This is a genomic window from Nitrosomonas sp. (assembly GCF_019752095.1).
Taxonomy (GTDB): domain Bacteria; phylum Pseudomonadota; class Gammaproteobacteria; order Burkholderiales; family Nitrosomonadaceae; genus Nitrosomonas.
The window spans coordinates 32786-54986 of sequence record NZ_JAIEMO010000034.1 but is presented as its reverse complement, the minus strand read 5'-3'; the positions used below and the strand labels follow the sequence as shown (position 1 = coordinate 54986).

At 46.0% G+C, this 22201-nt stretch carries 28 protein-coding genes; 20 read left to right on the top strand and 8 right to left on the bottom strand.

From position 1 onward, the window contains the following. Positions 1-6: 6 nt before the first annotated feature. From K2Q13_RS10285 to K2Q13_RS10275, 3 genes are read right to left on the bottom strand one after another with little or no spacing between them, the layout of a single operon-like run. On the bottom strand, positions 7-2076 hold the full coding sequence (locus tag K2Q13_RS10285) for a transglycosylase SLT domain-containing protein (RefSeq protein WP_292920986.1): 2070 nt from the start codon (positions 2074-2076) through the stop codon (positions 7-9). A 10-nt stretch (positions 2077-2086) separates the two neighbouring features. After that, positions 2087-2998 (bottom strand): hypothetical protein, encoded by a 912-nt coding sequence (locus K2Q13_RS10280; RefSeq protein ID WP_292920985.1) that lies wholly within the window; start codon positions 2996-2998, stop codon positions 2087-2089. Between the two features lie 16 nt (positions 2999-3014). Then, entirely contained in the window at positions 3015-4604 is a 1590-nt protein-coding gene (locus tag K2Q13_RS10275) for a hypothetical protein (protein ID WP_292920984.1), read from the bottom strand. Positions 4605-4762: 158 nt separating this feature from the next. Between K2Q13_RS10275 and K2Q13_RS10270 the strand changes: the two genes are divergently transcribed. Genes K2Q13_RS10270 through K2Q13_RS10240 form a run of 7 tightly spaced genes read left to right on the top strand, consistent with a single transcriptional unit; the run spans position 4763 to position 9064 of the window. After that, entirely contained in the window at positions 4763-5617 is an 855-nt protein-coding gene (locus K2Q13_RS10270; protein WP_292920983.1) for a hypothetical protein, read from the top strand. A 7-nt stretch (positions 5618-5624) separates the two neighbouring features. Further along, the gene (locus tag K2Q13_RS10265) at positions 5625-6368 is read left to right on the top strand and encodes a hypothetical protein (protein ID WP_292920982.1); all 744 of its coding nucleotides are present in this window, start codon (positions 5625-5627) and stop codon (positions 6366-6368) included. Between the two features lie 2 nt (positions 6369-6370). After that, positions 6371-6643, top strand: a complete 273-nt coding sequence (locus K2Q13_RS10260; protein ID WP_292920981.1) for a hypothetical protein — start codon at positions 6371-6373, stop codon at positions 6641-6643. A 59-nt stretch (positions 6644-6702) separates the two neighbouring features. Next, positions 6703-7128: a hypothetical protein gene (locus tag K2Q13_RS10255; RefSeq protein ID WP_292920980.1), complete on the top strand. Its 426-nt coding sequence runs from the start codon at positions 6703-6705 to the stop codon at positions 7126-7128. Positions 7129-7136: 8 nt separating this feature from the next. After that, the gene (locus tag K2Q13_RS10250) at positions 7137-7469 is read left to right on the top strand and encodes a hypothetical protein (protein ID WP_292920979.1); all 333 of its coding nucleotides are present in this window, start codon (positions 7137-7139) and stop codon (positions 7467-7469) included. A gap of 6 nt (positions 7470-7475) precedes the next feature. Beyond that, positions 7476-8579 carry a hypothetical protein gene (locus K2Q13_RS10245; protein ID WP_292920978.1) on the top strand — a complete coding sequence of 368 codons (1104 nt, stop codon included), beginning with the start codon at positions 7476-7478 and terminating at the stop codon, positions 8577-8579. Between the two features lie 2 nt (positions 8580-8581). Further along, positions 8582-9064: a hypothetical protein gene (locus tag K2Q13_RS10240; RefSeq protein WP_292920977.1), complete on the top strand. Its 483-nt coding sequence runs from the start codon at positions 8582-8584 to the stop codon at positions 9062-9064. A 4-nt stretch (positions 9065-9068) separates the two neighbouring features. Here the strand turns inward: K2Q13_RS10240 and K2Q13_RS10235 are convergent, their stop codons facing one another. The 4 genes from K2Q13_RS10235 to K2Q13_RS10220 form a co-directional block, all read right to left on the bottom strand. Next, positions 9069-9623: a DUF2726 domain-containing protein gene (locus K2Q13_RS10235; protein WP_292920975.1), complete on the bottom strand. Its 555-nt coding sequence runs from the start codon at positions 9621-9623 to the stop codon at positions 9069-9071. Positions 9624-9774: 151 nt separating this feature from the next. Further along, positions 9775-10332, bottom strand: coding sequence for a hypothetical protein (locus K2Q13_RS10230; RefSeq protein WP_292920973.1), 558 nt, complete (start codon positions 10330-10332; stop codon positions 9775-9777). Next, positions 10333-10764 (bottom strand): CBS domain-containing protein, encoded by a 432-nt coding sequence (locus tag K2Q13_RS10225; RefSeq protein ID WP_292920972.1) that lies wholly within the window; start codon positions 10762-10764, stop codon positions 10333-10335. Between the two features lie 159 nt (positions 10765-10923). Then, positions 10924-11271 carry a hypothetical protein gene (locus K2Q13_RS10220; protein ID WP_292920971.1) on the bottom strand — a complete coding sequence of 116 codons (348 nt, stop codon included), beginning with the start codon at positions 11269-11271 and terminating at the stop codon, positions 10924-10926. Positions 11272-11658: 387 nt separating this feature from the next. Here K2Q13_RS10220 and K2Q13_RS10215 point away from each other — a divergent pair, with 387 nt between their 5' ends. The 12 genes from K2Q13_RS10215 (at position 11659) to K2Q13_RS10160 (ending at position 20727) form a co-directional block, all read left to right on the top strand. Then, positions 11659-13341 carry a hypothetical protein gene (locus K2Q13_RS10215; RefSeq protein WP_292920970.1) on the top strand — a complete coding sequence of 561 codons (1683 nt, stop codon included), beginning with the start codon at positions 11659-11661 and terminating at the stop codon, positions 13339-13341. A 46-nt stretch (positions 13342-13387) separates the two neighbouring features. Continuing rightward, positions 13388-13975, top strand: coding sequence for a hypothetical protein (locus K2Q13_RS10210; RefSeq protein ID WP_292920968.1), 588 nt, complete (start codon positions 13388-13390; stop codon positions 13973-13975). Positions 13976-13981: 6 nt separating this feature from the next. Continuing rightward, entirely contained in the window at positions 13982-15847 is a 1866-nt protein-coding gene (locus tag K2Q13_RS10205) for a hypothetical protein (RefSeq protein WP_292920967.1), read from the top strand. 31 nt (positions 15848-15878) lie between these two features. Then, entirely contained in the window at positions 15879-16586 is a 708-nt protein-coding gene (locus K2Q13_RS10200) for a hypothetical protein (protein ID WP_292920966.1), read from the top strand. Between the two features lie 79 nt (positions 16587-16665). Continuing rightward, a complete protein-coding gene (locus K2Q13_RS10195; RefSeq protein WP_292920965.1) occupies positions 16666-17472 on the top strand; it encodes a hypothetical protein in 807 nt (268 codons plus the stop codon). 74 nt (positions 17473-17546) lie between these two features. Further along, the gene (locus K2Q13_RS10190; RefSeq protein WP_292920963.1) at positions 17547-18317 is read left to right on the top strand and encodes a hypothetical protein; all 771 of its coding nucleotides are present in this window, start codon (positions 17547-17549) and stop codon (positions 18315-18317) included. Then, positions 18301-18531, top strand: coding sequence for a hypothetical protein (locus tag K2Q13_RS10185; protein WP_292920962.1), 231 nt, complete (start codon positions 18301-18303; stop codon positions 18529-18531). The genes K2Q13_RS10190 and K2Q13_RS10185 overlap by 17 nt, the downstream gene beginning before the upstream one ends. 5 nt (positions 18532-18536) lie before the next feature. Beyond that, positions 18537-19010 carry a D-Ala-D-Ala carboxypeptidase family metallohydrolase gene (locus K2Q13_RS10180; protein ID WP_292920961.1) on the top strand — a complete coding sequence of 158 codons (474 nt, stop codon included), beginning with the start codon at positions 18537-18539 and terminating at the stop codon, positions 19008-19010. A 10-nt stretch (positions 19011-19020) separates the two neighbouring features. Continuing rightward, on the top strand, positions 19021-19338 hold the full coding sequence (locus tag K2Q13_RS10175) for a hypothetical protein (protein ID WP_292920959.1): 318 nt from the start codon (positions 19021-19023) through the stop codon (positions 19336-19338). A gap of 30 nt (positions 19339-19368) precedes the next feature. Beyond that, entirely contained in the window at positions 19369-19887 is a 519-nt protein-coding gene (locus K2Q13_RS10170; protein WP_292920957.1) for a hypothetical protein, read from the top strand. Beyond that, positions 19884-20231, top strand: coding sequence for a hypothetical protein (locus tag K2Q13_RS10165; RefSeq protein ID WP_292920956.1), 348 nt, complete (start codon positions 19884-19886; stop codon positions 20229-20231). Before K2Q13_RS10170 ends, K2Q13_RS10165 begins: the two co-directional genes overlap by 4 nt. Further along, positions 20155-20727 carry a hypothetical protein gene (locus tag K2Q13_RS10160; RefSeq protein ID WP_292920954.1) on the top strand — a complete coding sequence of 191 codons (573 nt, stop codon included), beginning with the start codon at positions 20155-20157 and terminating at the stop codon, positions 20725-20727. The genes K2Q13_RS10165 and K2Q13_RS10160 overlap by 77 nt, the downstream gene beginning before the upstream one ends. A gap of 150 nt (positions 20728-20877) precedes the next feature. Here K2Q13_RS10160 and K2Q13_RS10155 read toward each other — a convergent pair whose 3' ends face one another. Then, positions 20878-21507, bottom strand: coding sequence for a hypothetical protein (locus K2Q13_RS10155; protein ID WP_292920953.1), 630 nt, complete (start codon positions 21505-21507; stop codon positions 20878-20880). 184 nt (positions 21508-21691) lie between these two features. Here K2Q13_RS10155 and K2Q13_RS10150 point away from each other — a divergent pair, with 184 nt between their 5' ends. After that, positions 21692-22192, top strand: coding sequence for a hypothetical protein (locus tag K2Q13_RS10150; RefSeq protein ID WP_292920952.1), 501 nt, complete (start codon positions 21692-21694; stop codon positions 22190-22192). Positions 22193-22201: the final 9 nt, after the last annotated feature.

Here is a 22201-nt window from a genome sequence, read left to right as displayed (position 1 = left end):
ACTTAACTAGCCACTGAGCCCGCCGGTAACGATGTGCGCAATCCTACGGTCCTTAATATCCTGCCCAACTTCCTGGGGCATTACCGCATTATTTGAGTCTTTCTTGCTGCTGATACTTCCAACTGGTGTAATGATAGGCGGTGCATCCGGTATTGATGGCATTGCTGACGATATTGAGGGGATGCCGGGTGCCGGTGCAAAAACCGATTTGGCCTCACTGAAACTGATGGGCGAAGAGAATGTGTTGCTAGGTCCAGGCATGGAGGCACCCACCACCGAAGCGTAGCGCTTATCCAGTGCGGTCCTGTTTGTATTGATGTACTCTGCAGCGGTGCTACTGTTCTTACCGTAGTTCAAGTTCATCTTGTCTTGCGTATCGCGGGATAAATCACTCTTAGATATCCCTTTTTCAGCACCCCGAATGACTTCTTTAGCGGCTTGAGGTCCTATTTGGTGCATCATATAAAGGTTTTCGGCTGTGACCGGCAATCCACTTTTGCTTAAAGATTCTATGTTCTCCAAAGCAAGTTTCATGCCGCCTTCAATGTTTTGATCGACATCAAAGCGGTTGTTGATACCAACACCTGAAGCTGTTTTCCCGGTGAACTGAAATACACCAATAGCGCCAGTTTTACTAATAGCGCTCGGATTTCCGCCGCTTTCCATAGCCGCTATTTTTTGCATCATAATCGGATCAAGATCATGCTTTTTTGCTTGCGCTGCTATCTTTGCCTGAATCTCAGGCGGCATTCCATCCTTCATGTTCGCTGATGTATTGACCGCGCTTGTTTTTAACGACCTCACGCGCTGCGCTTCTGCCTCAGTGTAGCTGCCATACTTACCAAGATCTTCGCCCCCTTTTATGCCGTGGAATGTTTTTTTGGTGCGAAATCCCGCTGGCATTACTGATTCCAGAACGGAACCGGCACCGGCTTCTACGGTATCGTATGCCCGGCTCATTGCTGAGGACACATAACTTTTTGCTGCCTGGTAGCCGCTCTTTACGGTATCTACGGCTGGTGTTAGTGCCTTATTAATGTCAATTCCTAACTTATCCTTAACGAATCCCGTGAAAGTAGACCAGGCAGACTGAATTTTTGATGACACTCCATCAATTAGTAATATTAGTTTATTTGCAAGATTCTTGAATGGTTTGGAGACTGCCGCCATTGTTTTTTCGTGAGCAGCAGAGAGTTTGGCCATTAACCCTTTGTCGGAACCAACCAATAATGCTCCAATTCCAACTATTGCCGGGAGGACGTATCGCAATAACCAACTGCTGTCCCCACCTTCACCGCCGCCTTGTGATGCCTCAGTGTGTTCCTCAATATTGCCCAGGCTTCTGTTGGCTACTTTGTTGAATAAAGTTTCCTCATTCCGAAATAATCTCAATTCACCAAAAATACGGCGAAACCATCGTTCCTTGCGCTTCTCATCAATCCCATTGCCTACTGATAGCATTTCATAACCGCGTGATAACGGCTGAGAAACTTCGTTGAATGCTTTAATAGTAGGGTCAGTATCCTCCATGCCGTCGCCCATATCGCCAATTGCACTCACAATTTTGTTTGCTGCATCGCTCAAAACCCTGCCGCCTTCCTCATTGGAGTAGGCAGAACTTTCAACACTTTCATCCCTGACGTTACGATTTTTGAAGCGATCATTTTTCTTCTCAAACCGCCCAGTGGCCGTATTTCTGTTTGCTGACGTGGCGTTTTTATTTATCTCATTTCGAGTGATGGCTTTTCGTTCGAGAGGGCTGCCCGGCTGCAAAAACTTACCCGCACCTATTTCATCGTTATGTTGCTTAGTTATTGGTCTTCCGAGCGAGGATTTACCGGCACCCCTGGCTAGTGGAGTAGCGAGTTGATGTATTGTTGATGATGGAGCGGATGAATAAGATTCGGGTTTTCTGAGTAGTGCCTTGGGTATCTTAGCTTCGCCACTACTACTGCCGGTCAGAGCTGTGCGAATTGCTCGTAAGTCATCTTTAATTTCATTCCAAAGTGTGAAGGTTTTATCAAGGTCGACGGATTCCCCAATCAGAAAACCTTGATTGTCATGTTTAACGGCCATTGTTAGATTCCTATGCTTTTATAAAGGTATCGATTTGCGAGAACGTCATTTGTACCTCTGCCATGGCATCCTCGCGTCTGGATAGGCTGATTTCAAGATTGGATGGACGAAACCACCCGATGCTTTCATACGCGCCGTAGAGCGTGCTGTCACGAGTAACAAATGAATGAACAATATTGAATTTGATGGCATACATTGAGGGCAATCCAACGGTACCATCCTGCGCTACCGCATTGCTGTGATGAATCTCATACCATTTCTTGATGGTACCGAACTGATCATCCATAGTTGAAATACGCATTTCAACCGGTTCACCTGTTTTAACTGAATCGATAACTGATCCGCCTGTCCTGTGCTTGTCTCCACCCACGGTAAGCGGTGCGTACTCAATCTCTGTAGCGAACATATTCAGCCAGGGCGATACCCAGTCACCCATCAATTTGCTGGATGCCTCAATCAAGAATAAATTTTTCTTGGCTAACCTGGTTGATTGCATTGTCTCAAATATTCTTAGCGCTTCTGTTGGAGTGATTCCACCAAATAGCGGCGAAGGTCGATTCCAGTACATCGCCTGGGAAGCTGCAGCGCTCATGCCTGGTAGAAGTTTATTGAGCAATCCTGAATCGAGTATGCGCAAACCGGCTGCGTTTACATCGCCGCGCATTATATCCCCCACGACTCCGGCGCCAACGTTTAATCCGCGTCTTGCCGTGATAGGAACGTGCTTATTGATCTGATTAATGACAGCATTTCTGCCTGTGGCCGATATGATGCTGCCGGTTGCCTTGGCCAGTTCTCCATTACCCATCATCGCAGCTGCTCTTTGACCGATGGTGTTGCCTAATGAACTGGCCGCACCCGTTACTGACCCGGTTAAGCCGCCGCGTGAGAGTGATTGCGATACATTGTTATATAAACTCATACTTGCCTACTATTGGTTAATTTCCACCACCACCAAAACCACCTTTATTGCCACCAAAACCCCCGCTAAAGTTACCACCATCACCTTCCGGTTCATCTTTTACTCGAACGATGGTTGCAAACAACTTAGCCTGGTTATCATCAAGCATCATGTTTTTGGTCAGATATTCAGTCATTATTTCTTCAGTAGCTCCCATATCTTTCATCATTTGTATGGCCTGAGCCAGCAGCAGTCCGGAATTCATGGAATCAGATTTTGTGCGCTGTTTCTCTGCCTCAAGTGCGGATATTGAGCCGTAGAAATTGATACTCCAAGGGCGGTCCCTCTCGTTGAACACAATGCCGTACCGCTTCATGGTGTGGATATCAATAATCTGGTTGTACATGTCTGCCAGTGATGAGCGGATCATCCTGGCATTCTCAGCAGCCTGCGCGGATGTTCTAAAGAAGCCACCGTCACCCAGGCCACCCGATAACTGATCAGCAAATCCAAGCATGGAGAGGTCTACACCGATGGCGCCGGACAGCAGTCGCGCGTGAATCATCACATCATCAATTATAATGCTTTGCATGGTGGACTTATCTGCACTGGATATATTTACCAATTGCTTGTCAGCGTACATCGGAAGTATTGAAGTCACCGTTTCAGGTATCGATCTGCCGTTTTCAATGGCTTCTGCCACGATTCCCTTGATATCCTTGTACATCGCAACAACTGATGCCATGAAACGATCTTGCTGCTCTTTGGTCATGTTTTGCATCTGCAATCCGACAATTCTGTGATCCAGAGACGCTTTCCACCGCTGACTGACCATTCCCAGCAGTGTAGAATTGAAGTTGTTGTACGCTTCCTCCGCGTTGTAAAGCAGTGAGCCTCCGGCCATACTGGGCATGAGTGGCAATTCGTTAAGATCATCCTCAGTAATGGCAATCCTTAAAGATTTCTCAACCACACCGTATTGCGGCGTCCATTGGGTGCGGGTCATTTTTAAGCGTGCCATTTGCGACACGTCCAGCCGCTCAAAGTTACGCCTTCCAGTAAATACAGCATAACCAACCGTGCGATTTCCGCGCTCAAAAGGCTGAACCATTGGCGGCCTGACCATTTCATCAGTGCTTACATCGATCACGCCACGGTTATCCGTGTAAACCCGGCCATAAGCATCGCCAAATACCGCACCAATGTACGAAGTCTGAAAAGCAATCCTATTGAATATGGGTTGCAGCTCTTCCTTAGTCTCTTCAACCAGTCGCACCAGCCTTTTATCCTTGGCTGCTGCAGGTGTTGCCTCCATAAACACAATATCGCCGTTCGTTTCATGGCCACCAAGCGCTGACGTGACAAGTAGCTTCAATGCCGATGAGACGACGGCATCAGACTCCATTTCACTCCATTTATTATAGATTTGCTGCCTTGACCTGGCTGATTTCTTGCCCGATCCAAGCAGAGAGGCGACAGTCGTGATGCCTGACCCATAAAGGAAAGTGTTTGCAGGTTGAATTTCCTGAGCAGGGTCCAGGTATTCTGATTTCCAGCGCTTTCCGGGTATTCCAAGACTTGCGAGTAATCCGGGCTTTTTGAACGGTTTATTGTCTGAGGTCGGCATATTTCACACTATGGCAAATGATGCGTAGATATTAGGTTGTATAGGCAGTGAAATACCTTACATTTTCCGCAGAAAGCAGGGTTAACCGGAAAAAACCAGGTAATTAGCCGGTATCAAAGCGTCATTATTAAAGAAATTCACTGAATGGAGTCTTTAATATGCCTACTACCACACCCATGATCCGGTATTCGCTTAAAGAGCGCGGTCGCAAATATACCGGGCAAGCGCGTAACTTTAATATCCAAAAGATTTTCGATAACGTTAATGGCGATGCATGCCAGGAAACCATCGCTTCACGCGGTATGATCGGGTACTACGGGCATTTTCCAAGAATACGCTTTGGCATGCACCCGACGGAGGGCGGTCTGGACGGTGGCAAATACGTTCCAGTGCAACCGGCTTTCATTACCACCCACCTCAAAGTAACAATGGACGGCATGGTAGAGCATCAAGCGGAATTCCTTGATACCGCCGCAGGTCAGGTAGCCGAGAAACTTTTCCATCAGAAAGTAGGGGGTTTTTCATCGGCAATCGATGAGAAAAGGCCGCAATTTTACGGTTTTGATTATGTTCTGCAGCCAAACTTTCTGGATAACTCATTCCGTGGTGTTGCACTGGATGATGCCCTGAGCGGCAATACCGGTGAGCTCACCTATGATGAGGTTTATGAGGCTGAGTTAGAAGAGCAGTCAAAATCAATGATCATCTTGCTAGATAGCATCAATGCAGAACGTGAAGTCACCAGCGCAGTCATTGAGCGCTTGCAGCAAGAAAATGAGCAATTCCTGTCGATATTATCCGGTAAGGGGATTGACGCTAATTCAATCCTTGATTCAGTGGCTATAGCACCGTTAGTTATGCCTACGAACCCTATCAATATGATCCAAAACGATCGTGATTATTTTCACTCAATGGAAAATTTGCCAGGGTTTATTGAGCCTGTCGAAAAGGCCGTTGTTGAGCAGGAAGTTAACCCGACATTCGGTCGTTTGTTCAACAAATTCACAAGGTAATTGACACATGTTTCAGCCGGTAAAGAAAGCGCTGGGCGTGTACATGGGCAAGTATTACGCCAGTATTATCCCTACAACCAAATCATTAAATGAATATATAGCGCGAGGATTGCCCGAAAGTATTGTATGGGCTCCATCGCGCATGGTTGATACGGTTGAGGACATGCTTGGGGCATGGCAACGCGAGGATGTAGATAACACCCCTACAAACCCAGTAAGTATGCCGGTGATCATTATCGCTGTGGCCGAAGAGTACATACCATCCGGTCGCGATTACACCCGCCAGATATCGGAGGAAGCTTTATTCATATTCCCGGACGATTTCAAAGAGCGTGCGTTCAAACTGCAGGCAATCGCCGGTGATTTACGCGCTCAGATAGTATTCGCCGCTCACGATGAGCCAACCGCCAAGTCACTGGCTTCACAATTCCTTTTATACACCGATGTTGCGGCTAACCGCAGATTCGCTGCGAAGTACACTTTTGCCGGATTCGATGATATGTGGCCGGTGCAGATTGAGTCTACCGATTCCCCTGCCATGTCTATCAAGACGGATGCCAAAAATCTCACGATTCTGGCTGTTGATCTCACTCTCAAGGTCTCCACGCCACTGTTCAAGGCACCTGCTGATGATGAACCCAATGACGGCAAAGGCACGCCCGGAAATATTAACGATCCATCCGGGTATCCAGTAGTTGATCAAGTTGATTTTGATGCCAAAACTATTAATAAACAAACCACGGTGACTTAATTATGGATGACTCAACGATGAATATCTTATATGAAATTGACTGGGATTTAATCTCAGAAATTGCTACCTACTATTTTCTCTTTGGTCTGATATTCCTGGCGGGAGTACTACACTATGGTTTCAAAGATCCAGATGAGAAGGCGGATATCGCCAGTAATCTAGGCGTTGTTGTCATGACGATTATCGCCTTCTGGCCGTACAACCTGATCTGTATGGTGCTTTCATGGCCGGTATGGCTAATGCCGGTAGGTGATTTATTCAGAAGGCATAAATGATCCAGATTCAGGCTACGTTCTCGGGCTATGGGGGCCGCGCATGTACGCTGTTTTCAGCCATGGATATCGAAACAAATATTCTTGTTATAGCCGCAGAAGCAGATTACAGAACCGAACGCCGCGATGGTTGTATTGTTTTAACCAACGACCCCGATATACCGCGCGATAGTCTATTCGAGGATCTTGAGCTCAAACAGGCGATATCCGCGTTTTATTCGTTAAAGTCCGGTATCGCCTCAGATGGTAAAAGTTCTCGCTTGGTGATCTCTGACCGCGCCGCACGCGCAAATCCTGAGCCGTCGATTGAGAAGGACGGAATTGATAATTCCGGCCCGGTGTTTCGCGTTGCAGACGGGGTGACGAGCGGCCAGATTGCCGCGCTGGCCACATGCCTGTATGCGACAAGAGCCGCAACCATAGAAAGTACCTTGAATATGTCTGAGCAATTGCTGGCTTTATCGCGCGGCCAGGTGATCACTATTTAGGGCTGCCAATGATTGATAATAATTCTGTTGCCGCCAAGGATTTCTATAAGGAAGTCAGGACATTTGCTGATAAAACCAGGCCGTGGGAAACGGCCATCTTCTACGAAACAAAGCCTGATGAAGCCTACGATCTTTCCCTGGTATCTCAGCGCGTTTATGGTCGCCGTGATGAGTATCTTGCGGTCATGGCCGCTGCAGGTCTGGATATAATCGACCAGGCATTACCACAAAAGCGCATCATTCTGCCAACCGAAGGTCAACTGTACGCCATTAAGCGCCGAACCGGGTTTGAGTCCATCGGAAGTTACAGAGAGAACTTTTCGCCTACCTGGGCGGAATAAAACCGCATGGCTAATTTAATACTCGGAAGAATAAAAGCCAGTATCGGCAATATCGGCAAGCTGAAAGGTCATGTCGGTGAGGCAAAAGGCCGGGCCCAGGAAGATTTGCGGGAACGCGAAGCGGCTGAAAAGTCGCCCCGATCAATCATCCTCACAAAAAATGAAGTCCAGGGTGAATGGGACGCAAGCCGCGTGCTGATGACGACTATGGGCGGCAAGACCAGGCCCATAACGACCAGCGACCTTGCGCAATTCCGTCACAACATGAAGCTGGCACAAAGAAACTTCAACGGCGATGGAATAACCGCACGCCAGGTGATCGATTTATCTGCATCACGACCAATGCCGGGATTTACCCCGGAAACCGATCTGGATCGCGCTAAGAAACAAATAACAATGGCGGTACCGGCTTCAGCCATGAACGGGCAGATCAGATTCATTACCAACGCCGGTCCTGATTCTGACGTGAACAGGCACCATGTTACGGTCAGATTCAATGCATTCTCAGAAGCCGCTAATCGATTGATGTCATCCAAGGTTAGGGATAGCAAAACACCTAAGCAAGTGGCTAATTGGCTGAGAAAGCAGAAACTAGCCTTCGATTGTGATTGTGGTCGCCATCGTTATTGGTTCCGTTATATCAGCACGATAGGAAACTTCAATGCTGGCCGCAAAGAAATGGGGTTTCCCAAGATCAGGAACCCGAATCTTAAAGGCGTGGCGTGCAAGCACGTGTTGCGCATCATGGCCGAGGTGGAATCATCGGGCAATGTGCTCAACTTTCTTGCTAAACATATGGAGAAGTTGCACGCTTCGGCTGATAACACGGCCAAACACACTGCCCGGCAAGCGGAAATCGACAAACAAAAGGCTAGTGCTACGCGCATCAAAACAAGCCAGCAGCGTGCGGCGGAGCGCACAAAAGCAAGGGAAAAGAAGGCCATTCACGATGCAGCGAAGAAGGTCAAGAGAATTGTCAGGAAGCCGGTTGCCACAAGAAAAATTGAAGCGGCTCTGGCATCAGGTCAGCTATCAGCGTCAGACTTGGCGGTGCTGCGTAAATTCAATATGACAGACAAACAGATTGCCGCAAAACTAGGAGGTAGTTAGTCATGCTTAATAATGTACCAGGCGCGGTAACTCGAATGACACGTAACATCGTAATCAACCATCCTAATACATGGGAATGCCAGATTTTCAGAAAGACCGTGAACCGCGTGGGCGATGGTGTATCAGGCGGATTGCCTACCCTGGGCGGCATTGGGGTGATGAGTGCCGATGATGAAGAGGACGTGACTTTCGAATCAATTGGCGTGGGATATGCGCTACAGGCTGAAACATTCATGGCCTCATCAATGATGGACAGGCAGGATGCTAATAATGGTTTTGCCGGTGAGTTCCGCTTTCTGATCGAGCCGGAGGAGCCTTCCGGCATGCCCGGCTATTTCACTATCAAAAAGCGCGATATCGCGTACCTGGTCATTTCTGATGATGTGAAGCTGGCTTTTGAGATTGTTGATATCGAGACGGTAATCAATATTCCGCCGTTTGCCATGCGCTATGTAGCTAATCGCCGTGGTGATCTGGATATTTGATTTGTTAAATTGTTGGGGGACTAAGGGAACTGATGATTTTATCGCGCACTGACTGAATATGATAATTAGCTCTGTATGGGAAGTGCAGTAGTTTTAAGCCAGCAGTTTCACAAACTTTCTCTATAAAAATATCTCGAGCACGTGTTACGACTTGATCATGGCTTTTATCATCTAATTCAATAACTGCAACTACTGAAAGGGTATTTTTATCGCAAAGAACATAATCAAAATGCTTTGACGATATCTTGTTGAATGCACTTTTCCAATTCCCTCGATTTAAATCATTCTCTGGTAAAAGAACGTCAGCAATGCGAACTTTCACAAATATTTCATATTTTTCATTCAATAAAGCTTGTCTTAAAACAAGGTAGAAAGAATGCTCTGCATCCGAAAGCAATTTTCCAAGCGTTTTATACTTGAAAATTTCTAATTTTCTCCTATGTCTCAGCAAAAAGGCAGAGATAGTGAACAAGAATAATAAGAAACCAATATAAATCAGCAATAATTGCTTGGGCTCAATATGAACAAAAGCTTTGGGCAGAATTGTAAAAGTATCCATTTTTTGAAAGTGTCTGATAAAAATAAACAGTTATTTGCGACAAAAAAAAGAAAAATAAACCAGTCTGGAAGTAGGTGTACTATTGAAAAATTTATTGATTTATAGATAATTTGAAATAATAAAAATGTTTCAGTTATTCTTTAATAAAAGGCTATATCGATTTGAGCCAAGCTCCCAAATGGCGATGGGTAGAATAATCAGGTAAATGAGGGTGTCCATAATGAAAGTTAGTCTGCACATGTGTAATTCTCAATTTCTTGTTTTTAACATTATTCCAGATAGGAATGGTATTACCTGCTTTCGGGGGTTCCAAGCCGTTTAAACTCAAAATAAGTTGTGAATCTAAAGAGGTCGATGACCTGGTGGACAAAATCACTTCATCATAGACTTCCTCCCTGAGGACTATAATTCCGCTAACAATAAAATTATTACTGTATTTATCACCCAAGCAAACTAAAGCCCCCGCTGAATTCTCTAATCTATGCTTTTTAATTTCGTTCGAGTGTCTATGGGCAGACATTAAATTTAATTCAAATATTAATTCTTTTGGTTTTTCGCCTCCTAAAAATTTGAATTGCTGTATGCCATTCTCTAGCATTTCAAAACGAGAAAAAATGCGCCACTCTGAGTAGAGTGATGATTGATTGTCATCTCCTTGTAGAGATTCAATATAGTTAACCCATTGCAGATTATTTAAGGTTATATTCATTTAATGGCTGTTCATATAAAGCTTTAGTTTTCTTTCGGCTAGAGCTTTAATGATATCTCTGAGAGTAATAATTCCACGGGGCTTCATGTCGTGATCAACGATTGGAATACATGAAAAACTATGCGTATTAAATACCTGGATCACTTCATCAATTGTTGCAGTTGTTTGGAGTACGACAGGATTACGACTAACAATATGGTAAACACGTTTATTTAATGTTGCGGCATCCCTAAGTGTCTCTGTCATTTTTCCAATATTTGGACTCAACGCCTTAAACAAATCCAGATCTGAGACAACTCCAAAAACTTTTCCTAATTCGATCACCACTAAGTGGTGAATATTCACTTTTTCAAATATTTCCTTAACTACAGATAGTTTGTCTTCTAATCCAATGGTAAGAAGCTTTGTACTCATTAAATCACTTGCTAACATAATAAAATTCCTTGTCAAATCCAGCGTAATTAAATTAAACTTTAGAAAACGAAGATATCGCTATAAAACATAAGCATGTATGTCTCTAGTGTCGGTCTACGACCTCTACAATGATTGTAAAAGTATGTTCCGGCTTATTAATTAGATTGCATGTGACAATTAAATGATGAAACGAACGTACTTATCTTCCTTTTTTATATTTTCTTTGAATTCTTCGATCATATTCCTGAAACCCAAATCAAACTCAACAGGGGAAAGCGTAAGAATGTGAAGAAGGTTTGCAAAACATCCGTACGAGAGTATCCGGCATGGGAACGGGTCAATAACAGGAGGGATAATGTCATTTTCGGCGGGTACATATTTAATCCACAGAAATTCACCCTCAGGAATTTCCGGTTCTTCTTCACAAACAATATAAGGAATATATCCGGATACAAGCGTAATAATTTCGGTCTGACTCAGATTTAAACTGTGAACACCATCTTCATCTTTATTAATTTTTTTCATGTATTCTCTTAAAATAAATCATATAAATAATACGATGAGAAAAATTCATCATCTTAATATTACGGATTTAGTGGGTCGCAAAAATAGTAGGCGTTTTCTTAAATTTTGATAGGAAAGATCTTTTACTTACCCTAAGAAAATATCGTGATAAAGGTAAACCGTTTCAAATAACTGCATAATTACCTTCTTACGGGACATATTTTCGCTCAAGACAGCAGCGAAGTAAGCCTTTCCAGTTAAAACCGGAAAATCCCACGTTTTAACAATTTTTAGACTCTCAAAATACGGGCTTCTATCGGTGTCAGTGCACGTTTGGCGCATTGATTCCGGGAATAGTTGCCCGGTCTTTAGTCCGGGTGTGTGAACAAAACCAGAGGACCAAAGACAATGACCACCATCAAGCATATCCATCAAGAATACCTGAACAATAAGACTGCAGAAGTGGCAGTGTTTATTGATAATCTCAAAGATAATGCCGTTAAGTCCGGTACTTTCGATTCCGCTGCTGCGATGGATTTTATCGATACCGCAAGCAACCAGAATACCGGCACAAAGATCCCGGAAAAGCTGCAAGTTCTTTTGGATAGCGTGGACAGCAAGGATTCAGCACGCATTACCAAGGCTTTGCTTGATAGTGTTAGCGTGTACGAATCGCAGCATGGGATCGAGGCACCTGCTGACGTGATTGAGCAAGCGATTCATTCCGCTTACGCTACGACCGACACCGTGCGCAGACAACATAAGTTACCCACACTCGATTCAGCGGATTCAAACCATCACGATCAAATCTCATTGCAACCTAACCGCGCTGTTGTTGCTATTCTGTCAGCGATGGGCGATGCGATTCCCTTTGCTCACTATCTGCCAGCAGATATCGGATCCAACGAAGGCATTCTGGCGATTATGTCTCACCGTGCTGGCGATACCTTTGGACGTTACTCTGAGGGCGGTTCGCTGGATGGTATCAACTCAGGTGACTCTTATGTCACATCATCGCGCATTAATAGCAGCTTGCCTGATTCTGGCACCGGTGCTGTTACTGGCGCACTGACCACGATCCAGGACACTGATGACACCTGCGCTGGCGGCTCTACCGTCAAATTGTTGCGCGGTCGCTCAATTGTTTATGTGAATGGTATCCCTGCTGCAAAAGAAGTTGATTCATCTGGCACCGGCGCTTCTGCTGTAAGCGGCACGATTAACGTGGCTGGAACTGACTATGCCATTGGTGGAACAATCAATACTGATACCGGCGTTTATGCTCTGACCACCACCCCCAAACTTCCAGACACCATTCCGGTTGTTGTTGAGGGTTTTATCGATTTTGAGCGTGCGCCTGAATTAACCCCGTCAATCGTGACTGCTGTTAATACTTTCCGATTGTATGCAAAGCCCTGGAGAGTTACGACTTACCAAACGATGGATAGTCGCACTCAAATCGCTAATGAATTGGGTCTGGATGCCTACAGTGAAGGTGTGATTTCTGTTCAAACCCAGTTTGCGAACGAACGTCATTACGAAGTTCTGAGAAAAGGCAAGCGTATCGCTGTAAACAACCAGGCTACCTTTGACTTCGATTGGGATGCACGTTCACAGCAATTGAACAAATCGCAAATCATGATCGATCTGGCTTCTGCGTTGGGTGCGGTATCTCAACAAATGGCAATCGACACGATGGATCACGGCTTAACCCATATTTACGTGGGCAAAAACCTAGCTGCAATCATCCAAGGTATGCCGCGTGAAGTGTTCGAGCCATCGGGTATCGCAGAACGTCCTTGCATATTTCGCTTGGGTCGCCTGTTCGGTCGCTACGAAGTGTACTACACGCCGAAAGTGGTTACTGAGACAAGCGGCGCTTCACAAATCCTTGGTTTTGGCCGCGCAACCAGCGTTCCGATGAACCCATTCGTTCTTGGCGATGCTGTGCCTCCAACCGTTCTGCCATTGGCACTGAATGCCGACCTGAAACAAGGCGCCGCATTCTACGCACGCAACTTCACTTCGGTTAACCCGTTCCAGCAAGCAGCACTTGGTTGCGCACTGATTAACATAACCAATATGCCTTAATCAGTAGCCAGTCAATAGCCGAGCAATAAGAGAAAGGAGTACAGGAATGACTATAAGCAAAGTCGAACTTGGCGCTCCTTCCCTCACGGGAAGGGTAGCTGAGTTAATAGCCAAGGTCTTTTCGGGTTGCGATTACCCGGTGAAAGTGAAGGTTAAAAACCGTATGCCACATGATATTACCCTGTCAGAGGTTCGTGGGCTTTATCTGCGTGGCGTTGCCGTTTCTGATGGATCGAATGAAAAAACAGTGTTAGTGGATAGTCTGGATCAGCTCATCCGCATGGCAAGCAGCGTGCAGCAAATAGCTGTCCTGAATGGGCATCAATACGTTGTTATGACTCTTGAGAGAGTGGATGCTCAGGGTGTAGAGAGAGCTTTATTCATAAAGCCAAATGACCCAATAGTTCAGCCTGGACTTGATAAGGAACCTGAAAAGGAACCAGAACCAGAGCAAGAGCCGGAACCAGAGCATGATCAAAAAAATGTCAGCAACGAACAAGACGAAAACAATAAAAAAGTCGACGACGAGGCTGAAACTGAAAAACAAAAAGCAAGCGAACCTGCGCCAACCTTGAATCCGCATAAAAAGGCGGCTCACAAGAAAGCTGCAAAATCGCAAGCAAACGGAGGTTAATGAGCCATGACTACCACGTTCGTTAGACAGCTTGGCTCCGAATCTGGCGTGCAGCTTAATCCGCTGCGCGATAACTCTGAGGTTCCGTCACAAGATAATCAGGATCAGTTATTCGGAATAATGATGCGCTCTGCGCGTGGCCGCATAGATAAGCCTTTCAAGGTAGATCGCGGTAACGCACTCAGAAAATTGGGTAAGGGTGACTTGATTCGCACTTCGGCTTTGAATGAAGCCTGGGTGCATGTGATTGAAGCGCTTAATAATGGCGCTTATGAGGCGGTTGTGCAACGACTGGTAACTGATGCGGCTCAATTAAAATGGGCTGTTATAACCGCCTCAACCGATACTCCGGTATACGCAACATCAAACAAAGCGGCCACATTAACTGCGATTGTTAATGCCGGTGAAGTCACTTCCGTTACGGTCGTTGATGGCGGCAGAGATTTTGATGGAACGGAAACCATCACAGTGGGCGGACCAGGTGCCGGAGCGATTCTTACTCCGGTTCTTACGGATGGCGTTGTTACTTCCGTGACTGTCACTGAGGGCGGAACCGGATATACAACGGCTCCAACGTTAACTTGCTTGCCCGTTTCGGGTGTGCCGTTGGATGATTACTTCATGGCCGTGAAGCATCTCGAATGCTTCAACGATGGAATTATCGTTGAATACCGTGCCGATGAGAAGAAAACCGGCGGCTCTGCGGTCGATAATGACTTCATTACTTTACGTATCAGAGACAAATCCGGCGTGATGATTCATGAATTTACCGGCTCTCTCGACGATGAGGCGGTGGATGACTTTGGCGGCTCCGCATACCTTCCTGATGTGATATCAGCTCAAACCGATCTGATTGAAGTATTGGTAGGCGTGACCGGGGCGAGTGCGGTAGTTGAGCCAAGTTCAGATGCCTATGGATACGACACTAGCGGTCTTGAAAAATGGTCTAAATCGGCTGTTTTGACATGCTTTGTTGAAGGTGGCACCGCTTATGCTAACGATGATTATGTGGCCGCACGGCAAAAGCTCCAATACACGCCATTCAACTACACCTATATTTCATCGGGCGGCTCTCAGTCTGCCGCGCTATTAGGGCAGCTTGCTCAGTTATCGTTTGACACCAATCGCCAACTGCGTTTCGATGTGCCTGGAAACCTTAACCCGGCTGCTGCGATTGCCTTTGTTGAGCAATTGAATCTTGGGGCAAACCAGGCTTCGCACCTGATCCATGCTTTTTGGGCGCCAGTCAAATCAAACGATCCTGCAGGTGTAAACCCGAATGGATACTTTGGTACCGCTACACTGAATATAGCGTATGCGTGCGGTCGCAATGCTCAAACAGACTCACGAGGGTTCGCGCCAAAGAACTACCCAGTTGCGAACAAGAACTGGCCTATCCGTCGTTCCCGCATGGTACAGACTTATTCGCCCAGCAATCAGGAGTTGAATGCCCTGGCCAATGCCAAAATTAACCCGGTAACCTGGGAAGTATTCTCTGGCGGCGGTCTGTTCGTGTTTCGCGATTCATTAACCAGCGCACCGGTCAAGGACAGCTTGAGAAAGCTGATTTCAACGGCTGACATGGCAAGCAGTATTGACGATGCGGTAACGAGACTTGGCAAGGATGTATTGCAATTGCCTATGCAGATTGCTTTGAAGCGATTGAAAAACGCTTTGACGCAATTATTCGAGGGCGCTGTCGCCTCCGAATGGTTGGTTCCAAGTAATGACCCTGGAATGGATGGTCAGGCGTGGAGATTCGAGGTGGTGCCAAACGAAACTCACCCCTATGACCGTATCGATTGTTCTTACTGGCTTAGATATGACGGTGTTGCACGCCAAATTTTTGTCACTCAGACACTAACCCGCTAATCATTGTTAAACCCAAGAGGACTGAAATATCATGAATCAATTAAGAACCAGCGAAATGTTGCGTCGACAAATCATCGACAACCCCAAAGTATCAAGCAAACAAACATTGGACGCCGCTAACGAGGATGACGGTGCCAAAGAACTGAACGGCGCCGACAGCTTCACTATTGCTGATATCACGATGGCCGCTGCTGCAGTGATTCAGCAATGGGTGGAAACTGACGATCTTGCCAGTGGTGAGAGCTCAGCTGACCGGCTTCTGGCGATGATGATCGGCATTGCTGACGAAAACAAGGACGGCGAGATTACCGAGGATGAGCAAGCGGTACTCGATGTAGCACTCAATGCTGCCTGGGATTACCTGACAGGCAAGGGTGTAACCGAAGAGGATGCTGATTCACTGCTAAATGATTTTGACGGTGATGTGGCCGAACGTGTTCGTGACCTGGTTGCATCAGCGCTGCCGGAAGGTGAAGATGAAGCCAGCGCAGATATTGATGACTTTGTGTTCGGTGATGACGATCAGGAACCGGCCACCATGGACGCTGCTTACAAAAAGAAAATGGTTATCCGCAAGGGTAAAAAAGTTCGCATCAATAAACGTATCTCCGGTACCGTTCGCTTGAGTGCTGCGCAAAAGGTTGGGATTCGTAAAGCACGGATGAAGAGCCATTCCGCTACGGCGCGTATGCGTCGTGCTAAATCAATGAAGCTTCGCAGAAAAACCGGATTGAAGTAATCAGCCACAATTTCGCGTTTAAAATAATGGCGCTGCCGCATTAACACGTGGCAGCGCCATTTTACATAGGTATCTTGATATGAATCAGCCGCCCAGCCTTGTTTCCAACTCTCTGTCGTCTCAATGGGATGGATTGTCGCCGCACCTGATAGCAAGTTTCTATGAGGTCAAGAAAATAAGAGAGGGTGTGTACGCGAGATCCAAGGATACCGATCCTAAAGCTGTATTTGCACCGCTGACCGAAGCCAGTATGGAATTGTCATTAAATTGGCAGAGTCCATTTGAACATGCCGGACCTGAGTCACGCGCGCCAACGTTGCTGGCAATGCTTCAATCCGGGGCGTTGCAGCCGGTTATTGATGCCTTTTTAGGTAATGAAAATCCTGATCAAAGTGCTATCGGGATAGCGCAGCAGCGATCAAATGATTTTGTACGTCAATTCGAGGGTAGGACCGGCATAACTAAGCTGAATTCCACCCAGGTGTTCAACGGTATGCCGCCGGTCAAGATTCAGGTAACAGCAATATTCCGAGCGTGGAATGATCCGGCTAAGGAAGTCGAAGAGCCTTTCAATAAACTAATGGAGTGGGCATTGCCGGTCAAATTATCGCCGGATGGATCGGTTCTTGCACGATCGGCGCAAGCGGCCAGAGGAAATAGCGGATTCATTGATGCATTGGTGCCGTCAATTGCGCCTACGACCATTGCACTGCGCTACAAAAACCGCATTTATTCGCCATTGGTGATCGAGGCCATAAGTGAACCGATGAGTTCGAGCATTGATGCAAAGGGCAGGTATGTTGAACTGCTGGTGCCTATGACGCTTGCCACTCTGACAGCTATCGATCGTGATGATTGGGTCAATTACAACGCGCTCAAGCTGTAAGCGGAAAAAGCAGCAAATCCTGAGATTCAGATTGCGCACAATCTCATCTATCGAAATTAAAGGTGAGAATCCCGGTGGTACATTTCCCAATCCTGAGAACAAGGCGTTTAACAGTTCAACTCAAAGAGCTGTCAATTGGCGAGTCCATTGCTATTGCTGCCATGCCTTCTCAACTTGAAGAAGCCGTAACGACCGCATTCTTACTTAAGGCAGTAGCGACCGTCAAAGGAATTGAAAACCCGTCAGACTGGACGGTTCAAGAACGAATGATGGTTGTCTGTCATTACCTGGCTGCTGTTTCGGATGATGGTCCTGATTTCTCTGTGGGCGATGGCCGGTATTCCGATTATCTGGAAGGATCGGCGGATATCCCTATTCCAGAAGAAAAGATCGAAGTGGGCGATGTTGGCGGTGATGTCTGGTTTATTCAGCACATGACAGGCGCTATGGCGGAGTCAATTGAGCGAATATCAGGTGAAGTCGAGGGTGTAACCGGGCGATTGCATTGGCTGCTTGGTGGAATGGGCGCTCAATTGGTGCGCAAAGATGAGGAAATCCTCAGTGCATCCGATGGCGAGGGTGCCTACGATGAATTTCTGACCAATAGAATTCGCACCATATCAGGATATCCGGAAAGCGATTTTGCAACGCTATTGAATGCATACATGGCTGGCCGCGAATCGTTGCATCATCTATTTAGAATCGAATTATCAAATGACGGATTCGTAGCCTTACCAAAAGGAGGGGCGGCAAGTAATTTGCCACCCGCGCGATTTCCGGTTCGTTCCTGCGTCTCAAGACTGGCGAAAGACCTGGGCAGAGAATCTGATGAACCAGGCGTCTAGCCTCAGCATTTATTCCCACACCTCGTTGACCGAAGCTTTATCGATGCCGGTCAGTGATGTGAACAAGTTCTTCAAGGGCAAGCCATTCGAGGACTGGAAAAAGGGCAGGGAGTCAGAAATAAAAACTCAGATCGCCATCGTAAATCGACTCAATGGCGTAATCAGTGCGTGCGGCATTGTCGCCAAGACCATCGCTAACTCAGTAAGGAAATAATTCCAATGGATATGCATACAAAATTAACCCCTCATTTTACATTGAATGAATTAATCCGCTCTTCCACTGCAAGTGAACTGAGTATCGATAACACCCCACCACAAAGCGTTTTGAGTAACTTGTTATTGCTTTGCACCCACATATTGGAGCCGGTCAGAGAGCATTTTGGGAGGCCGGTCAGAATAAACAGCGGTTACAGAAGCCTTGCCTTGAATACAGCAATCCACGGCAGCAAAACATCACAGCACATGTCAGGGCAAGCGGTTGATTTTGAAATAGATGGAATAGCGAATTATGACCTTGCAGTCTGGATATCAGAAAACCTCTCCTTTGATCAATTGATTCTTGAAAACTACGTTAGCGGCGGCGACCCCAATTCAGGTTGGGTGCATTGTTCTCTATTGGATGACGTCGATAGGAATCGAATGCAAACACTTACGATTCATGGCAAAAATAAACAAATCGGATTAATCAAATAGGAGAAATGTCATGTCGGATAACAACTGCCCACACACCATGAATATTGGATCGCTTGACGCGCGTGTTTCTGCCCTGGAAAAGCAGGTTGATGCGAATTCAGCATCATTTGAAAATCGATTAAGTGCGCTCTCTCTAAAAATGCAGATCAACGCGGATCATGTGCTGGCAGAGAAATCACAGAAATCGGGCTTCTTTCGTGGCGTACATATCACGGCGACATTGACCGGCTACTTCGTTCTTATGGTTTTACTGCTAATCGCTGGAAAAGTAACCGGCGGCATAGATCAGTTCATCAAGATGATAGCTTCGCTCGGATTCAAGATTTAGGTAATTTCTCAACCCATCAAAGGAAATGAAATGTTTAAAACGATATCGATAATACTTTTTCTTGTTTGTTTCATGATTCTTTCTGGCTGCAGCACGGTATTAAAAAATACCAGTGATCTTGCGAATATTGCGGTTGCGAATGATCAGGTCATGTCCGGCCAAGTGGCTGAAACTATCAAGAGCGTTAATCTCAGCAGCACTGAAAGCCTGATTGTCGATCACGCCATCAATCAATATTCCGGCTTTGTGGATAAGTGGAAATCTTCAATCAACTATCTTGATTCTAGCGAACCATTGTTTACTGAATTCGTGGCCGATTACCGCAAGATTGTAGCGCAATACCGCGCAGTCAAAGAGCAAGTGGTAAAGCCGCATTGGAGCGAATATACAGAGACAAACCGCGCACTGCTTAACGAATATCACGGGCGTGTGGATAGGATTGATCAATCGGTTAACGGGCTGATAGATGCTGGCAATAGACACCAGGCATTGCTTGACGCGCTTTACCTTGGGCAGGTGTTGGCCGGTATAGCGGGTAATTTGCTGTGACTGAAATAATCGATTTATTCGTCGACAAGGAGAGCGCTGCAAGATTCTCGTTGTTCGCGGCATCCAGCATCATCGGAATGCTTTTTGCGTACATAAACAGATGGGCTGAGGGCGACTCAAAAGCCACGCTTGGGATTTATCTGTGGGGTGACAAAAAAGCGGTAGTGAAAGCGGTCACAGCGTTATTCATGTTGTGGTCAGGTGCCGGTGGCTTATCTTATCTGGATGGGTTAACCGGGTTCAAAATACTTTTGGCAGGTTTTGGTATTGGCTACCTTGTGCCGCAAACAGTTGATAAAAGGGGGGTTGCAAATGTCGCAGCAGCAAATACCAAGAGCCAGTAAGTTGCGCTACATCGAAGGCCAGAAGTATCGCTCAGTCGAGTCTTTTTGGGCGATGTGCAACCTGCGGCCACATAGAGAAATCAACCTGTACAACATCAACCTCACGCGCGATGGCATGTTTTATCTGACCCCTGGCTACTCTTCTGACGGTCCGAGCGGTCCTACCATCGATACCAGGGACTTTATGCCGGGTGCTATGGGTTGGCATGATCCTTGTTATGAATTACTCAGGCACGAAATGCTGCATATCCAGGTTGACATCATTCAGCCGCCATCACGACCGGGCGAGGGCGTTATTTACCATACCGACCCAGGCGACAGAATAATAACAAATGCATCACATGAGCAAATACGCGAAGAGGTGGACAAGTTCCTGGCGGATATCCTGCTTTTAGATAACATGTGGAAATTCAGGGCGCAGTATGTTTATGACGGCGTTCGCAAAGGAGGGCTGTCATCCGCGACTGTTTGCACCAAGGTGTATGACGCGCCTTAGTACGCTATTCATGGAAAAGGCGGCTCAATGTAACATCCTGACAAGTAGGAAAAACACACATTAACTAACTTTGCCAGCCATTACCATCAATTAAATTAATATTTGGAAAGACAGAGTGCTTCATGAGTTTTTATCTTATAGCTGTTTTTGTTATTCTTTTTGTCGCTCTGATATTTCTTGCGCATGAGTTTTTAAGGAATCAGGGCGATTCTCCTCATGAGATAAGGAGGTTGAGGTTTTATGTTGTGACTTTTGGTGTGGTTGTAATGATTCAAGGTCTTTCTGTGATTTTTCTTGGGATTTCTGAAATTTCCAGTAATCATCGGATTGAAGCATTGGAGAAACGGATTGATTTTTTTGAAAAGCCAGACTCTGATAGGTAATCCATAGACCACTCGCAGCCAGGATGATAGTGATAACTTTAAACCAGAAGTCACAATCCTTAAGCCAATGTGGCATATTTAATCTTTTTATCGACCGATCACTAAGCTCACAAGCAATCAGCGTTTGACTTGATGATGACAAATGCTTATCAGCGTAAGACTCTCCAGATAGAATTGCTGATAGTTCATCATCAGTCTTGCTTTTTATCTCTTCAAAAGTAAAACTAATAAACTCTATTTCAGGAATTTCAGTTATGTTTGGAGGCTCCCTAATTTCCGGGATTTCTGGTGGCTTTATATGGAGTTGTGGTATTGAAACTGAAATTATATCAACTTCACCTTCCTTGGTGGTGTCCCGTTTGGCATCAGGAAAATTCGAAAAATAACTATTTCTCACATTTTTACCTATATTCCCTCTGCATAAATATTGCGGTTAATCCATGTGTTCATAGTAATTAATTCTACACTCAAATAATCTTCGTGGCCGCCATGTAATAACGGAAAACCGCCGGGTTTTTGTTTATCCGTTTGAAATACAGTTAGGTATCTGAAACCGACACTGACCTAATGAGGATAAAGACATGGCCGTCTCAAACACCGCTTATCTAAAGCAGTTTCATGAAACATCCAAAGCAATGGGCGCCAAGATCATTTCAAGCGATTTTACGTGCGAGATTGATGGTTTTGAGCAGAATTACCTGCTTTGCAAGCAAGTTCCCTGGGCGGTTGTTTCGCCAGCGGGTGAGATTGAAGTGCCTGGACCATTGGGAATGGCAACGTATCAACCGCAACAGGCTAAAACCTACATGCAGGGGCAGGTTGCATTTGAAGAAACAATCGCCGGTTCGATCGACAACATGATGGTTAATCTGTTGACGGGCGGCGGCAAATTCAATGCCACTGTATACGAGGGAACGCCGCAAAAATTCCTGCGTGCCAAGCGTTACATCGATTGTTTTATGCAAATCGACAACACTGACCGCGACTGGGAGAACAGATCGCAGATCATGATCTTTACCGGTACGTTATTTTTCCATTACTACGGCGAAGTTATCCCAGGTAACTCACTGGATTACAGTTAATAGTTTCAG

Excerpts from the sequence above, each read along its gene's own strand:
- K2Q13_RS10175 (WP_292920959.1), top strand. The coding sequence starts at position 19,021 with ATGTCGGATAACAACTGCCCACACACCATGAATATTGGATCGCTTGAC.
- K2Q13_RS10280 (WP_292920985.1), bottom strand. The coding sequence starts at position 2,998 with ATGAGTTTATATAACAATGTATCGCAATCACTCTCACGCGGCGGCTTA.
- K2Q13_RS10265 (WP_292920982.1), top strand. The coding sequence starts at position 5,625 with ATGTTTCAGCCGGTAAAGAAAGCGCTGGGCGTGTACATGGGCAAGTAT.
- K2Q13_RS10220 (WP_292920971.1), bottom strand. The coding sequence starts at position 11,271 with ATGAAAAAAATTAATAAAGATGAAGATGGTGTTCACAGTTTAAATCTG.
- K2Q13_RS10180 (WP_292920961.1), top strand. The coding sequence starts at position 18,537 with ATGGATATGCATACAAAATTAACCCCTCATTTTACATTGAATGAATTA.
- K2Q13_RS10260 (WP_292920981.1), top strand. The coding sequence starts at position 6,371 with ATGGATGACTCAACGATGAATATCTTATATGAAATTGACTGGGATTTA.
- K2Q13_RS10270 (WP_292920983.1), top strand. The coding sequence starts at position 4,763 with ATGCCTACTACCACACCCATGATCCGGTATTCGCTTAAAGAGCGCGGT.
- K2Q13_RS10170 (WP_292920957.1), top strand. The coding sequence starts at position 19,369 with ATGTTTAAAACGATATCGATAATACTTTTTCTTGTTTGTTTCATGATT.
- K2Q13_RS10230 (WP_292920973.1), bottom strand. The coding sequence starts at position 10,332 with ATGAATATAACCTTAAATAATCTGCAATGGGTTAACTATATTGAATCT.
- K2Q13_RS10195 (WP_292920965.1), top strand. The coding sequence starts at position 16,666 with ATGAATCAGCCGCCCAGCCTTGTTTCCAACTCTCTGTCGTCTCAATGG.
- K2Q13_RS10200 (WP_292920966.1), top strand. The coding sequence starts at position 15,879 with ATGAATCAATTAAGAACCAGCGAAATGTTGCGTCGACAAATCATCGAC.
- K2Q13_RS10205 (WP_292920967.1), top strand. The coding sequence starts at position 13,982 with ATGACTACCACGTTCGTTAGACAGCTTGGCTCCGAATCTGGCGTGCAG.
- K2Q13_RS10225 (WP_292920972.1), bottom strand. The coding sequence starts at position 10,764 with ATGTTAGCAAGTGATTTAATGAGTACAAAGCTTCTTACCATTGGATTA.
- K2Q13_RS10255 (WP_292920980.1), top strand. The coding sequence starts at position 6,703 with ATGGATATCGAAACAAATATTCTTGTTATAGCCGCAGAAGCAGATTAC.
- K2Q13_RS10240 (WP_292920977.1), top strand. The coding sequence starts at position 8,582 with ATGCTTAATAATGTACCAGGCGCGGTAACTCGAATGACACGTAACATC.
- K2Q13_RS10250 (WP_292920979.1), top strand. The coding sequence starts at position 7,137 with ATGATTGATAATAATTCTGTTGCCGCCAAGGATTTCTATAAGGAAGTC.
- K2Q13_RS10215 (WP_292920970.1), top strand. The coding sequence starts at position 11,659 with ATGACCACCATCAAGCATATCCATCAAGAATACCTGAACAATAAGACT.
- K2Q13_RS10150 (WP_292920952.1), top strand. The coding sequence starts at position 21,692 with ATGGCCGTCTCAAACACCGCTTATCTAAAGCAGTTTCATGAAACATCC.
- K2Q13_RS10245 (WP_292920978.1), top strand. The coding sequence starts at position 7,476 with ATGGCTAATTTAATACTCGGAAGAATAAAAGCCAGTATCGGCAATATC.
- K2Q13_RS10275 (WP_292920984.1), bottom strand. The coding sequence starts at position 4,604 with ATGCCGACCTCAGACAATAAACCGTTCAAAAAGCCCGGATTACTCGCA.
- K2Q13_RS10285 (WP_292920986.1), bottom strand. The coding sequence starts at position 2,076 with ATGGCCGTTAAACATGACAATCAAGGTTTTCTGATTGGGGAATCCGTC.
- K2Q13_RS10210 (WP_292920968.1), top strand. The coding sequence starts at position 13,388 with ATGACTATAAGCAAAGTCGAACTTGGCGCTCCTTCCCTCACGGGAAGG.
- K2Q13_RS10185 (WP_292920962.1), top strand. The coding sequence starts at position 18,301 with ATGAACCAGGCGTCTAGCCTCAGCATTTATTCCCACACCTCGTTGACC.
- K2Q13_RS10235 (WP_292920975.1), bottom strand. The coding sequence starts at position 9,623 with ATGGATACTTTTACAATTCTGCCCAAAGCTTTTGTTCATATTGAGCCC.